The sequence below is a fragment of the Haloquadratum walsbyi C23 genome (assembly GCF_000237865.1).
Classification (GTDB): Archaea; Halobacteriota; Halobacteria; order Halobacteriales; family Haloferacaceae; genus Haloquadratum; species Haloquadratum walsbyi.
On record NC_017459.1, the window covers coordinates 2,532,816 to 2,546,113 of the forward strand.

14 protein-coding genes are annotated in these 13,298 nt (G+C 47.1%); 4 read left to right on the forward strand and 10 right to left on the reverse strand.

The features are described 5' to 3' along the window. Positions 1 to 10 precede the first annotated feature (10 nt). The 5 genes from HQRW_RS11395 to HQRW_RS11415 form a co-directional block, all read right to left on the reverse strand. A complete protein-coding gene (locus HQRW_RS11395; RefSeq protein WP_014556710.1) occupies positions 11 to 871 on the reverse strand; it encodes a precorrin-3B C(17)-methyltransferase in 861 nt (286 codons plus the stop codon). Then, positions 868 to 1,836, reverse strand: a complete 969-nt coding sequence (locus HQRW_RS11400; RefSeq protein ID WP_014556711.1) for a cobalamin biosynthesis protein CbiG — start codon at positions 1,834 to 1,836, stop codon at positions 868 to 870. The genes HQRW_RS11395 and HQRW_RS11400 overlap by 4 nt, the downstream gene beginning before the upstream one ends. Before the next feature lie 144 nt (positions 1,837 to 1,980). Next, positions 1,981 to 2,829: an isoaspartyl peptidase/L-asparaginase gene (locus tag HQRW_RS11405; protein ID WP_011572246.1), complete on the reverse strand. Its 849-nt coding sequence runs from the start codon at positions 2,827 to 2,829 to the stop codon at positions 1,981 to 1,983. 175 nt (positions 2,830 to 3,004) lie between these two features. Then, positions 3,005 to 4,669 (reverse strand): hypothetical protein, encoded by a 1,665-nt coding sequence (locus HQRW_RS11410; RefSeq protein WP_014556712.1) that lies wholly within the window; start codon positions 4,667 to 4,669, stop codon positions 3,005 to 3,007. A gap of 246 nt (positions 4,670 to 4,915) precedes the next feature. Continuing rightward, a complete protein-coding gene (locus HQRW_RS11415; RefSeq protein ID WP_014556713.1) occupies positions 4,916 to 5,236 on the reverse strand; it encodes a hypothetical protein in 321 nt (106 codons plus the stop codon). Positions 5,237 to 5,359: 123 nt separating this feature from the next. Between HQRW_RS11415 and HQRW_RS11420 the strand changes: the two genes are divergently transcribed. Then, positions 5,360 to 5,764 (forward strand): universal stress protein, encoded by a 405-nt coding sequence (locus HQRW_RS11420; RefSeq protein WP_011572249.1) that lies wholly within the window; start codon positions 5,360 to 5,362, stop codon positions 5,762 to 5,764. 67 nt (positions 5,765 to 5,831) lie between these two features. Here the strand turns inward: HQRW_RS11420 and HQRW_RS11425 are convergent, their stop codons facing one another. Continuing rightward, positions 5,832 to 6,971 carry an AI-2E family transporter gene (locus HQRW_RS11425; RefSeq protein ID WP_014556714.1) on the reverse strand — a complete coding sequence of 380 codons (1,140 nt, stop codon included), beginning with the start codon at positions 6,969 to 6,971 and terminating at the stop codon, positions 5,832 to 5,834. Between the two features lie 154 nt (positions 6,972 to 7,125). Further along, positions 7,126 to 7,320 (reverse strand): hypothetical protein, encoded by a 195-nt coding sequence (locus HQRW_RS15665; protein WP_149031558.1) that lies wholly within the window; start codon positions 7,318 to 7,320, stop codon positions 7,126 to 7,128. A 425-nt stretch (positions 7,321 to 7,745) separates the two neighbouring features. On the opposite strand from HQRW_RS15665, the gene mobB reads away from it, so the two are divergent. Then, complete coding sequence (gene mobB, locus HQRW_RS11435; RefSeq protein WP_014556716.1) at positions 7,746 to 8,252, forward strand: molybdopterin-guanine dinucleotide biosynthesis protein B; 507 nt, start codon at positions 7,746 to 7,748, stop codon at positions 8,250 to 8,252. Positions 8,253 to 8,489: 237 nt separating this feature from the next. Here mobB and HQRW_RS11440 read toward each other — a convergent pair whose 3' ends face one another. Further along, complete coding sequence (locus HQRW_RS11440) at positions 8,490 to 9,293, reverse strand: helix-turn-helix transcriptional regulator (RefSeq protein WP_014556717.1); 804 nt, start codon at positions 9,291 to 9,293, stop codon at positions 8,490 to 8,492. Positions 9,294 to 9,479: 186 nt separating this feature from the next. Here HQRW_RS11440 and HQRW_RS11445 point away from each other — a divergent pair, with 186 nt between their 5' ends. Next, the gene (locus tag HQRW_RS11445; protein WP_014556718.1) at positions 9,480 to 10,571 is read left to right on the forward strand and encodes a DMT family transporter; all 1,092 of its coding nucleotides are present in this window, start codon (positions 9,480 to 9,482) and stop codon (positions 10,569 to 10,571) included. A 202-nt stretch (positions 10,572 to 10,773) separates the two neighbouring features. Beyond that, positions 10,774 to 11,865: a nucleoside recognition protein gene (locus HQRW_RS11450; protein ID WP_014556719.1), complete on the forward strand. Its 1,092-nt coding sequence runs from the start codon at positions 10,774 to 10,776 to the stop codon at positions 11,863 to 11,865. Positions 11,866 to 11,951: 86 nt separating this feature from the next. Here the strand turns inward: HQRW_RS11450 and HQRW_RS11455 are convergent, their stop codons facing one another. Together HQRW_RS11455 and HQRW_RS11460 are read right to left on the reverse strand one after the other, a co-directional pair. Further along, a complete protein-coding gene (locus HQRW_RS11455) occupies positions 11,952 to 12,368 on the reverse strand; it encodes an RNA-binding domain-containing protein (RefSeq protein ID WP_011572256.1) in 417 nt (138 codons plus the stop codon). Positions 12,369 to 12,446: 78 nt separating this feature from the next. Then, positions 12,447 to 13,028: an AAA family ATPase gene (locus HQRW_RS11460; RefSeq protein ID WP_014556720.1), complete on the reverse strand. Its 582-nt coding sequence runs from the start codon at positions 13,026 to 13,028 to the stop codon at positions 12,447 to 12,449. Between the last annotated feature and the right edge of the window lie 270 nt (positions 13,029 to 13,298).

Here is a 13,298-nt window from a genome sequence, read left to right on the forward strand (position 1 = left end):
ATTGGTTGTTTCAGAAGTCCTCAACATCGCGTCCACCACGGGGTGTAACAAGAAATGCTCGGGTGTCATTTCGCCATACTGTCGTCTCATGATTTCCAACAAGAATCGATGTTCCCATACCACCGACTTTGTCATCATGTGTTGTCGCCTCATCGAGTTGGCATATCGTGTGTGTTTCATCATCGAGATTTCGGCCTGCTGTCTCACGACCGGCATCGTTGAATATCGCCACCGGGACGTCATCAGCACGCTCTTCACGAATTACCTCAATCGCACGCTCATAGTCACGCCAACAGTTGTATAGAACAATAATGAAGCCTGCAATCGCTGCTGCACGGAGTTTCTCTTCGATTTCAGCCCATCCACGCCACTTGTCTGAAAGTGAGACCGTACAGAAGTCATTGCTCAATGGAGCTCCCAGATTCGCGGCTCCACCGAGCGCTGCGGTAACACCGGGGATGACCTCAATAGGGACATCTGTTGCCTCCTCTGCACGTGCCATCGTGAACAACAAATCCGATTTGCCGTAGACGTTTGGATCGCCACCAGAGACATGTGCAATATCCTGTCCTTCCCGTACACGCTCGAATGCCTCTATTGCAAGTTCAACCTGTGATCCCATTGAGGAGCGAAGAAGCTCCTGTTCGGTTCCGTCTGGTCGTGTGTATTTCCCATCATCAATATCTGCTGTTGTTTCTGGAAGTGTCCCATCAGCGCGGAGAAATTCCTGATAAAGGTTTGAAACAATAACACAATCAGCTGTCTCAATAACCGTTTTTGCTTGCTGTGTCATTGCTTCTGGGAGTCCAGGTCCGATGCCGACAACATACAATGTTCCAGCGTCGGATGTCGTCTCAGCGGTTGTGCTCATTGTGCATCCTCCGATATGATTGCCAGAGCTACCGTAACTGCAGTATCACCGTTCATTGTTTGTGTTTCTGATGTGGCTGTGGTCGTCGTCATAGTTGTGGTTGTGATTGATTCTATTGATGTATCCAACTGTGTGACTGCTACTTCCGCGTCCGTAACTGCGTCCGCGTCAACCGCGGGAGGATCCGCGTCGACGCAAGCAACTGCGAGACCCATCTCTTTCGCTGCGGTGGTGAGCGCATCAGTCGGATCAAGTGTTGCAATAACTGCAACATCATCAATTGTTACCGTATCGTGGTCTGCAAGAATCGTTGTCCACGCGGTATCAATTATCTCAGGTGTCGCTGTATCCGCGGCTGCTACGCCAAGGATAGCGGTCGTTGTATTTGTCGTTGTGACCGCTGTTTCATCATCAACCAATACCACTGCTGGTCCCTCCGGAGCGATGATTGATGATGCATCTGTCCGAATATCTAATTGAGTAGCGGTCATTTCCGTCTCGCTATCGACATGCGATTTAAGCGCTGTTGACTGTGCGTCATTGCGATTGGTAACTGACCCACTTGTCACTGCTGGGACCGCCCCCATTTGCTCAAGTGCTGTGGCAACCTGATTTGCACCATCCTCACCGCCAAGTATGGGAATTGCCCATGTGAGCTCTTCATCGGTGACAACAGTCGGCTGTGAAGGGGCAGACGCATCTGCGAGTAAATTGGCACTTTTTCGCATCACAATACCACTGGCCATCAACCCGAGAAGGCAGTCATATTCACCCCAGTGGCGCTCAAACACATCCCCATCATACTCGATGAGATCAACGGTTGAGAACTCCTCAGTGAGCGTTGCTCTGATAGTGGTTGCTGTGTCCCACTTTCGCTCAAAACTGACAATCCCGATACTGTTGATAGAGCGTCCACCGTCCGAGGCAGCCGTTGCAGTCGATACAGAACTCGTGTTTGTGTTCATCAGTAGCTATACCGCCGTGTCTTTACTACCCGTGTCAATGGTGTGCATGCATCCTCACGCTACAGTGAGTCATGCGTGGAGGAGCACAAAACAATTACGGTTGTCTTAGAACAATATGAGTTTATATCAGCTGAGATATGGTGATTACCGCTGTGCAACACTGGTCTGCATCGTATGTGCGTTCGTAGCTATTCCGACCGTTTCAGCCCCCATTACGATCAATCCTGCTTCAGACGCTGTTGTATCGATGAATGTCTCAAGTGCTGCTGTAGCAGCTTCATCCGCCGTATGACCACTCATAAGATGATTAACGGCGATTCGACTCAATGTGACACGTGCGATATCCTCACCAGCACCCGTTGCACTTGCACCGCCGTCTGGTGAACAGTAAAATCCAGATCCGACTTGTGGAACATCACCGACGCGTCCAGCCAATGCAAACCATCGTCCACGTGTTGATGTGCCAGCAGCGTATTGATTGCCGTCATGTGCAACCGCGCCAACTGTATCGTATCCACCAAAGCGGTCGGCAACCCACTCGAGAGTATCCTGCGAACCACCGCTTGGGATATCAGCAGCGTCCCATCGGGTTCGATCGGCATCGCTCCATAGGTCGACGTCTGTCCTGACCCCATAGTCGGCGGCTAACGCAACCGCTTGTTCACCCGCCAGGAGAACATGTGGCGTTTCTTCACAAACAACTCGAGCAGCCGAAATTGCATGTTCAACACCGGTCATCGCGCACGCAGCACCAATATCTTGACTACTTCGCATCATGCCCGCGTCGGTGCGTGGAACACCATCGGTCTGCACGGCTCCACTACTTCCAGCGTTGAACTGATCAACACTCTCAAGCTCTCGAAGCGCTGTCTCAACCGCATCAATTGGGGTATCAGAGCTAACGGCATGCGTGGCAGTCTCATCGAGAATTGATTGGCGTTGCGCTGGGGCTTCCGGACTGTCCCCAGCACCGCCATGAATGATAATACGCATATGAATTCTCATTAATGAATAATAAATATAGTTTTGATACTGGTATTCTTCACATAGCAGAAACCACTGAACTCTCACCTCGCTACTGATATAATTATCCTGAATAGCAGTCTTGACCTCTTCTCACGACTGAAGTCCTGTCTCTTTGCTCGGCAGTGACAATCGACAAAACGACTTACGGAGATGGCCATGTTGGGCGATCGACAGGTGGTTGGAGCCCTCTCGGAAGAAGGCTGAATCGATAGACACCGGGTGAAACCTGCACGGTGACAGTATTGTGTTCATCATGAACGATGTGCAGTGTCGTCTCAGATGGAACTGCCACAGGAACCGGTTCCGTCTCAACAGCGGGGGCATATCCGGCTTCAATAAACGTAAGATGGTTGTCAACAGGGAGGTTCACTTGTTTTGGTATATCAATTCCAACGCGGGCATCACTCGCGCGGTCACGAGCCGTCGCTTCAATATCTTCACGCTGAGTCTCAAGCAGTGCTTCAAGTGACCGACTCGCCTCCTCACGAGCGGTTTCGATCGCAACAGAGAGTCGTTGTGTGCCCGCGAGTCCACCAGGGCGGCGAGGGTTGCGAATATATGGGACGTCATCATACTCAGTATAGACGACACCCGGTCCATGATCGAGCGCAAGTAATAATTCAACGTATGAGAGCAGTTCAAGATCTCTATCAGCAGTTACTGGTTCAAGTATCACACCACCCGTCTCAGACACCGTTGTGGTGAGTGTTGCATTGATTGTTATGGAATCATTCTGCCCCCATATATGCTCAGCTGGGAGTGTCGTCGATTCGAGATACTCATCAATAAGCCGGCGGTTTTCCCGGCGGCGAGTTGTTCTAGCAATTTCTTTTGGGAATCCATCGAGGTCATCAGTACGTTCAACGCGCAAATCACCTTGGAGTCGGATTCGCTCTCCGGGGACAGCATCAAGTCGGTCATGATCAACATATGGATCAAGTTCACGATCAAATCCCATTGCATCGCGAATCGCTGTATGTGTTGTCTCCTGTGTTGGGTCAAGCGCTGTGACATCAGTCACATGTGCGAAAAGACCAACAGGTGTATCATCGCAACCGATAATGACACCACGCGTCGGCGTGTTTGATTGGATTCCAGTCGTTATCGGAGATAAAACAGCGATTGAGTCATCACTATATGGAACAGTAAGAGAATCCGCATGAGCAAGCGCAGACAGGTCTGTTCCGCCAGGCGTATGTAACTCAGATTCGCTTGTTTCGAAGAGGTCAGCGACAATCGAAACCATTTCTTCTCGAATCGCTTTGATCGCAACCGCAAGCGACTGTGATTCACAGATCGTGTTGTATTGTGTTTCAAATGAATTTGCAACAGCTGCTGGAGAGATTTCTTGAAACGGAAATGGTCCAGGATGATCAGTTTGCGTACGTGCTGGCTGATGCGTACCAAATGTGCTCTCCCAAAGTGTCTCAGCGCGTTCAAGTAATGTAGCAGCAACTGATGGATTACGAAGAAGCATGCTTGGGGTGATCACACGACCATCGTACATCTCATTGCAAACTTGTCGTTCGTCTGGGCGGACAAGAGCCTCAAAATCATGACTTCGAAACTGATATGATTCAGTATGATCAGGTAATTCCTGCGTAACCGGATATCCGCGGTCTGTCGCGAAGTGATGTTTGGCAACAGGCGCGATTATCCCCCGTTTTAATGCGGTTGTGAGCCGGCGACTTGTCATCATGACCGACTCATATACACTGACTGGTGACTCATTAGCGTCGGTACCGCCGGTGGATGCTGATTGTAACCCGATAGTATCAGCTGTATCAGAGGTATGTGGCGATGTCATTGTCGTATATTCAATATGTGAATCATATCAATCGTGATTTGATTGTGCTGAGGGCGTCTGAATACGCAGAAAAAATAAGATTATATGCTGATGTCCGATATGAACTGCCTCGGTCAGACCCCGTGGCATCCGCCTTGTAACGCTGTGAATATGTCCTATATCGAGACAAGAATTGAGAACGTCTTGATTGGAAGAGAGACAACAATCGATACATCTAATTGATATTTCCAAAATCAATAAGAACAATTAATCGCCAGCAAAGCTGAGAGTATCAACGGCATCAGAAATGGTTTCGCCTGGATCGGGCTCAATCCGAAATAGTTCCGTCAGCGATTCTGTCGGTGTCTCAATATGTGTTACCGATAGTCCGGTTGAATCGACTGTGACACACTCATATCCGTCCGTTGCTGCAACATACAATTGACCGGATGTAGCACCTTCATACATATCAAGCGTCATTATCTCAGCATCAAGCGACTCAGTAACATGTGAAACCATTGTTGAGTCAATGTCCGCGGGCGCCGATTCTGTTGTGCCAAACTCTTCTGCTGAGGCGATTGTTACCATACATTTTCCTGTTGTCTGAACGTAATAAACATGGCGACGGCATGAAATTCGGTCTCTGAAGCGGATATATAGCGCGTATACCGAAACCTACAGTATCATTCATTACTCATACCGACCTGTTTCATGACAACATATCTGATTGGGACAGATAGCGAGCAGGCAAGTCAGGTTATCTGCGATCATCTTGAGGGTACGCTTGGCAGTGATGCAACACTCACTGTAATACATGTTATGACAAGCTCTGATATCGAAGAGCGACGGGATGGCGAGACTGCACTTGAAGTGTTTAATGACCGCTTTGAGGAAACAGATATCCCTGTATCAACAACACAATTCAATCGTGAGGCATCGCCAACAGAAGAATTACTTCGAGAAGCTGACGCTATTGACGCAGATCAGATTGTAACCGCACTTCGGCGTCACTCACGCACTGAGCGTGTGATATTTGGGAGCGTCTCACACTCGCTGATTGAGCAGACACCACGACCACTGACACTTGTTCCGCTCCCAGAATATAATCCTGATTGATTTAATTGAGCTGATTGGTATCATATGATGTAGATGCCTGTCTGCAATCGTCTCAACGGTCATAGTATCAGTCGTTCGCAGCCGGACTGCTTAGGCTCTCATCGCTATTACTTGTTGGATTAACGCCTGAGGGCGACGGGGTTGTGTCTGCATTGTTTGCTGTATTGAGGAGCCGTGGAAGTGCCGTGTTCGCGAATGTTAGTCCAATCACAAGCAAGATTGGTGCGAAAAAGAGTCCATAGAATCCAAGTACGACTGGACCGAGTGTATATGCCAACATTAGCAACCCAACATGTGTTTCATCACCACTCAACAGGGGCCGAAGCACGATATCCGGAATCGTATCAATTACAACGATGGCAATAACAAGTAATCCAGCGATATATGTCAAATTAGACGGATTACCACCAAGGAGAATCGGGACCGCACTGAGAATCGTCAACGGGAAATAGACGATTTTCATCCCCACAACAGGAATCAGACTTGCAATACCAGTAAGCCCACCAGCTAAAGCTGGATATGGCACCTCAGCAGGACTAGGCACGAACACATTATACACATTGAACACGCCAATAGCAATGAGTGAAATTGATAATACATTCAACAGATTGCCGAAAAGAACCGACTCAAGTTCTCGATCAGCTGCCTCAAGATATTCACGAATGATTGCCTCATCGTCGAATCGAAGAAGCCATGCGCCGATTTTGTCGCCATCAACGAGTAGATAATATGTAACAATAGTGATAATGAATAGATTCAGCGTAAATTGTGAGATCATACTCGTGAGGACACTCGCATGAGCTGTTGCAAAGTCAATAAGCGGTGTTAGTTGCCCTGATTGATATGCATTATATAATCCCTGCACTGTAAATTCAGGAACACGGCTGACACTTCCAAACCACGAAACATTTTCTGCTGCGACCGAAATAAGATCATATTCATCGATAAATGCACGCGCTTCAAGCACGAGTAAAACCCCTGCATAACTGACCAAGAATATGAGCGGAATTGCAAGTGAACCAAGCGCAATGGCAGCACGGATACTAGCAGGAAGTCGAAACCGTTCTAAGAGAGTATAGTATTTTCGGGTCGAGTAGTATAAAAAGACGGCAATAGTCAGTGGCGCAATAAATTCATACGCGAGAAATCCGATCACACTGAACACTGCAAGCCCAAACAGGGCGACTGCAAACCGTCTTGCATTCATTTATTCAGAGATTATTATGCTAGAATGTAAAAACGTGCCTATTGGTCTCTCATGATGAATCAATGATTGACATCCTCCCGTGCCCGAAGACGCGGGTATTCTTCTTGTAATTCTTGTATTCTATAAACAGCAGTAATCAGATTATTGATACTATCTAAAACTCAGCAACGCCAGGAAGTATCGACTCAACATCACGTGTGTACGACGTTGCATAGTCGGTTTCTGGTGGTCGTTCGTACCGACCACCGTCACGCGTTGGTGTTGGTATTGACTGTGTCTCTTCGTCGCTGATCATTGGAATCATCGGTTCGATTTCGTCTGTCGGTCGCGTTTGGTGGTATTCTGTCATTGTATCTGTTATTTTTTGATTTACATCGGATCTGATGGCAACATTGACATCAGATTTGTTGTATGAATGATTGGCGAGCGATACTGTGAATATATTGATGTGAGTGAGCGATGTCACGCACGTACAGATACGGCGTCTTTCATCGTATTTCACTTGAGACACGGATTTGTAATAAATCTTTATGATAGTTACTGGGAAGAATCCAAGATCATACCTGTCGGGACATACGAATATGATATATTATTATCCGCTTCATATTTAAATTATTGGTCTGATTGTATAATACACTGATTAAAAATAATGTTCGATGATATTTTACTGGTCGATACAAGTATTATATTGAAATATATCTGTATAATATAAACTGAGTATATCTGGTCGCATGCCACAAGTAAATCACGTGATTAGCAAATAAAGATAGATACATGTCGAGATCACCTGCAGAAATGAAGCGACAGCCGCTTTGTGTTGTTGGACCAAGTGATAGTGGAAAAACAACATTTCTTGAATCACTCATTGATCATCTTAGCACAGTTGGTCAGGTTGGAACAATCAAATCGATACATCATGATATAGAGCCAGATACTCCAGGGAAAGATACATATCGACATCGACAGGCTGGTGCCGAGACCGTCGTTGGCGTGACGCCATCGCTTTCGTTTCAGATATCAACGAATGGAAAGGCTGACACCGAGAATGAAGCTGATATGCTTGAGGCTATTGTTTCGGATCTCAAGACAAATGGATATCAGTTTATTCTCATCGAAGGCTTCCATACATCATCATATCCGAAGTTCATTCTCAGCGATGGTGGTGAAGCCGATCTCACCGCGTATGACGTTTCCCCTCCAGTTGTCGGTCGCACGACCCGACAGGAAGTTGACTCAGAAGCAATCGCATCAGCGATTATTGATGGGACACTCTTTCAGTAGTTTGTAAGTTGTTGGTGCTGTGATTTTATTATCCGAACTCCAACGAGCACAATAGCATTCCATGTCAACTGGTCAGCTAGGTGTTATTTCGGGTATAAACGGTGACCATATTGCAAACTAGTAATATATCTGAGCTTTTCGATCTGGGGAAGCGTGTGGGATATGTTAATGAGATAGAAGAGGAGCCTCGGGCGCAATGTCGAATCAGATAATGATAATAGGTGCAAGTCGGACTGCTCAGGAGATAGTGGCATCATATTGTTCTGGGTCGAAAGACGCTGCTGTTCGCCAGTAATGATCGTGTGTCTCAACAGCCCACTGATAGACACGGTCATTGCTGCTTGCAAGTGATGCTTGAACAAGCCCGCGACCATCACGGAGTAAAAACACAACCGTGTCGTTTGTGAGTGTAGCTGCAAGAGGAACACCATCAGCTCGAACACGAAGACGACCGTCATCAGCACTCGCAAGTGACTGTAATTGTTCCCATAGCGTTTGATTATCAGCAATTGCAGTAATCGCGGATTCAGAGAGAACGGCCTCAAACGTTTGTGCACCGGTTCGAACCCTTCGTTCAACAATCTCGATACTCTGCTCATTGAATGCATGCGAAAACACCCGGAGGTGTGTTGCATCCTCCATAACAGCAAGGACTTCCCTGAGTGGAGCACTCGGACGCGTTTGTGTCGGAACAGTGATTGTTGCATCTGAAAGATGTTCAAGATCAAAGTCCATTGCATGCGTTGGAAGATAATCAATAATTTCTCGAAGTTTAGTCTCTGTTTCAAGACTTTCAAGAAGGTCAGTCACGCTACCAGCAACTAATCGTCCTGTTGCTGTTGCAACATACTCAGTCCCATCATGTCGTATCCATGATCGCTCTGTGAAATCTTCAAGAATTCGCCCAAGGGTCGCTTGTGATGCACCGATTTCTTCACCGAGTTCACCTCGTGTATATCGATCCTCTGCAAGACATTCAAGAACAAGCACGCGATTCGCTGATCGCGAGAGGAACTCAATCTCTGATAAGGCTTCATCCATACTGTATTGAATCATATCCCACGACATACGCTCTTCGCCGCGTGCAATCATTTCACGCTGCACTCAATACACACACCGGGATACGACGATGGAGCATGCAATTTTTTATCAATTATATTAGGTGTATGTGGGTCTAATATACATTGTGGATAAGCATTGGATTCAACGATTTGGTGGTGAACGATCATGAGTGCCCGACGAGCATTTGGGTTATTCATCGCCTCGGCTGTGTTGTTCGGCGGTACATTCGTTGGTGCGAAAGCTGGACTCCCATATTTCCCGCCGCTCACATTCGTTGCGATACGGTTTGATATTGGAGCGCTTGTATTAGCTGGATACGCAGCACATAAATTATCCTTTGAGCAGCTTCGACCACGTACTCGAGGTGATATTATTGCAATACTCGCGACTGGCGTGTTCGTTATTGGACTGACGAATGCGCTAATATTCATTGGTCAACAATATATCACAAGTGGTGTTGCTGCGATTATCATGAGTCTCAATCCGATTTTAACACCAGTATTCGCGGCATTTGCATTATCGGATGAACCAATCACACGACGCGGAATCATCGGGATTGTTGCAGGGCTCATTGGCGTTGGGCTAGTGGCGAATCCAGACCCAAGCGCGTTTGTCGGAACGATTGGATTACCAATTATATTCGGTGCTGCGGTTGTGAGCGCACTTGGTGCTGTTGTGATCCGGTGGTCAACACCGACAATGTCAAGCGCTGCACGAACTGTTTGGGGTGTCCCGATTGCTGCTGTTGTGACACACCTTCTCGCTGTTATGACAGGCGAGTCAATGGCTGCTATCTCGGTGACACCAACAGCAGTAATTGCATTATTATATGTTGGTATCGGCTCCGGCGCTATTGCATATCTTAGTTACTTTGCACTGATTGACACGGTAGGGGCAACCCGCGCAAATCTACTGTTCTATCTTACCCCCGTTGTCTCAGCACTTGGCGGATGGATCATTCTTAATGAGTCAATCTCGACACTCACAATCATAGGATTTGTAGTAATCTTTGGTGGGTTCTTGATCCTCGGAGGCGACTCAATCACAGCAGTGATTACACACCGCTATCCACAGGTTCGGACACAGTGGACGCTACTTCGAGAACGAGTACTCTCAACAGTGCTATCTCTGAAATCATGGTATTCACTTCGCGCGATTCAATCTCGTGACAAACAAACACAAACGAAAACCCAAACCCAATCACAGACACAGTCACAGTCACAGTCACACTCTCATTCCCCATCTCAGTCTGATTGAGCACCCTCTATTTATGATTAATTGATGGGTTGCTCCAACGAATTATGACGTATGATTTTGATCGTATCTATATACACAGAGTCAAATCACATTGCCAAATCCGCACAATCCTAAATAGTGCGATTATGCATATCTTATCAATATCAAATATGTCATATTCAATACCGATGCCAATTTGTCGCTTGGGACAACATGTGCTAATGTGAACGTACTGGCGCTGATTGATTCTTTCTGGCCAATCCTTGTAGATGTCATCCCACGGGTTGCTCGAATTGCAGTGTTCGTAACCGTTGGTGTCTTTCTTGCAAATGTTGCTGTTGAGTTCGGACTTGTCGAACGCATCGCAGTCATCTCAAAGTATCTTACCCGCCCTGCGAATCTCCCTGACGAAGTTGGAACGGCAATTATAACGACTGCTGCCTCGACGACGGCCGGCTACGGGATGCTTGCAGACTTCAGGGAGTCAGGGCGACTTTCAGATATCGAGACACTGATTGCTGTAACAATAAATACATTCTTTGGATTTGTCCAGCACATTTTCACGTTCTATGCGCCGGTTTTGATTCCAATTCTTGGAGCACGGGTCGGCGTCCTCTATGTTGGTGCGCGGGCTGCTATTGCACTTGGTATTTCGATTGTGGGCGTGCTTGCTGGAGCCATTCTTCTACGTTCGACTGAACCACTTAGCAAGCAGCAACAACAAGAACATACGACAACCACTGATTCTGATGCATTGACGAAGGCAGAGGTAGAGACAGGAGGGAAGACAAGAAAGTCAGATACTCGATCCACAAGCAATACTACCCCGCGGTCTGACGGCGGTCCTGTAACGACTGACGATAGTCGGTCATTGCGGACCATACTCCGCGCAGCTGGAGAGCAAACATTTGCAAAGACTCGACGTATCGTCCCCCGGCTGGCAATTGTATATGTGTTAATTACAATCGTGATCGAGACACAGAATCTTCAGGCACTAACAGCGATTGCAGAGCCACTAACGGCAGTACTCGGGCTTCCTGGTGCAGCTCTCCCTGTTGTTGCGGTTTTTGCATTTGACACAACAGCTGGCGCAGCAACAGTCGCCCCGATGGTGGGTCCGACATTCACTGCACAAACAGCCGTTGCAACGATGCTTCTCGGTGGAATCGTCTCATTTGCGGTCTCAACATTCAAACGCTCCATTCCATTCCAATATGGGATCTGGGGACCAACCTTTGGCTCGAAGGTAATCATCGTCAATACAGTATTAAAGATTATTTTCATCACTGCCGCGCTTGGCGTGCTTCTGCTGTAATGACCGCTCCTACTGACCGCTATTGATGTGATCATGACGCATATCGGGAATTTCCACCCCCACGGTGCGCTTTACTCAACGTAAGCTTACTCAGCATCAACGGGCTGTGGCTGTCCGTCTTCAGTCGGAGGAACAGTATGATCAATGTAGCTCTCAACATCTGGCTCATGAACAATAACGGTCACCTCAATATCGCCAAGTTCGTCTGGATTCCCGACAGCAAAATTAATGATCCCTTTGAATGCTGCCTGCTTTTTGATTGAGAATCGAAATGACTCATCATTGGCGTGTTTGAAGAACTCTCGACGAGCAGTGTCAAGAATCTCCTGTTCATGCAATAATACGGCGAATTCCTCTAGTGAGTGCGTCTCACCAATAATCTCGCCTGGATGCTGTTCAAATGTAACGTTTGGGAATAGATTTTGAACTGCATCCTCAACACGATCTGTTATCTCCGTATCATGCACCGGGGTGGTAATCTGAATCTCAACGCTGTATATCATTATGATTATAGTTATCTCTATTGTTATTATTGATTTGATACTTGGCTGTTTGACTCATCGTACAGTTCATTGTGTATGTTAATGCTGACTGCTATCAGCATGCTCAGTTGTGTCAACAGTCCGTTGGGTGAGAAAGTATTGGATTGTCTCATGAAACTTTGAGAGTGACTCAGTATTTTCAATTACGACGTCTGCGCGGTCCATCGCTTCACCCATCCCGAATCCGAGCTCACGCTCTTCACGTTTCTGTAGTGCTGTTTCATCAAGATCTGTCTCATCACGACCACGTTTATCGAGACGCTTTACACGTGATTTAAACGGTGCTTCAATGCTCACAAGAATAAAATCATCACCGAAGGCATCACGAAAGCAGTCAAGTTCAATATCAGAGCGAAGTCCATCAACGAGCACTGTCTCACTTGATTCAAGTTTCGTTTTAATAATTGGAAGTGATCGCTCAGCAATCGCTGCAGGTCCTTCTTTCTCGCGAAGTGACTTTGCAACAGTCCCATGATGTTCTGCAGGATCATGCCCTCGGTTTCGACAAACCTCACGAATTACATCACCCATCGTGACGACCGGAATATCAAGCCTACGTGCAACAGCAGCAGCCTCGCTCTTTCCACTTCCAGGAAGTCCAACAGTGCCGATAACCCTCATTATGCCTCGATTCACGACACCGAGACTTACACGTTGCGCTCGCGGGCATTAAATGAGTGTCATAGTAGATCAATATGCGGGCTACAAAAAAAGTATCTCAAGTCCGCTATAGCCCAGAGTGAACTGCTCCGGGGTCAAGCCCCGGAGTTTCTTCCAGTAGAGTAGCTTAATAAGAAGGTCATGACCGCAGTAGTGCCCCCAGGTTCAATCGGAAGAGATCAGAATTATAATATCGATCCTGTGTCGGCTGTGAATCCATATGCATTTTAC